Below are 786 nucleotides of genomic sequence, written 5' to 3'. Positions count from 1 at the left end.
CATGTCCGGGGCTGCGGCCATCGGGCCGTTGGCCGGAGGCGCATTCACCACCTACTTGGACTGGCGTTGGATTTTTTGGGTTAATCTTCCCTTGGGATTGTTGGTCCTGTTCGGAATCCGTCGTTTCGTCCCGGAAACTACCACCGCAAACACCCGGGGCGGCTTTGATGTGCTGGGGGTCTTGTTCAGCGCACTGGGATTCGGATTGCTGGCCTTCGTACTCATCGAGGGACCCAGCTGGGGCTGGCTGAGCCCTCGCCGGACGGTGGACATCGGCCCATGGCAGTGGCCAGCAGAGGCCGTGGTGTCACCGATTCCCGTCCTCGGTGCCGTGTCTCTGCTGGCCCTGGCCGCATTCATTGGTTGGGAGCTGCGCCGGTCCCGGCACAAGCAGAGCACCCTGCTTGACCTTTCACTCTTCTCATATTCGACGTTTACCTGGGGCAACGCCACGGCGGCCATGGTGGCAATGGGCGAGTTCGGACTGCTGCTCGTGCTCCCGTTGTACCTGATCAATGTGTGGGGAGCCGACCCCATGGGTGCTGGGCTGATCCTGGCCGGCATGGCCGCCGGGGCCTTCCTTTCCGGCGCCCTGGCCCGGCGTCTGGCCGCGCGCATGGGCGCAGACCGGGTGGTGGTGCTGGGGCTCGGGCTAGAAATTCTGGGAGTCGCCGCCCTCGTGTTGGTACTGCGTGTCGGGGCACCGATGCCGGCGCTGGTGGGGTTCTTGGTGCTCTACGGGCTGGGATTGGGGTTGGCCTCCGCACAGTTGACCAGCACCGTGCT

1 protein-coding gene is annotated in these 786 nt (G+C 64.8%); it reads left to right on the top strand.

Annotated elements, in window-relative coordinates:
• Positions 1–786: MFS transporter (locus B879_RS24050; RefSeq protein WP_040401588.1), on the top strand; the 786-nt coding region annotated here is incomplete at both ends.

It is taken from the genome of Cecembia lonarensis LW9, assembly GCF_000298295.1.
In the GTDB taxonomy this organism is placed as follows: Bacteria; Bacteroidota; Bacteroidia; order Cytophagales; family Cyclobacteriaceae; genus Cecembia; species Cecembia lonarensis.
The sequence above is the reverse complement of the archived record's forward strand: the minus strand, read 5'-3'. Positions and strand labels throughout refer to the sequence as shown.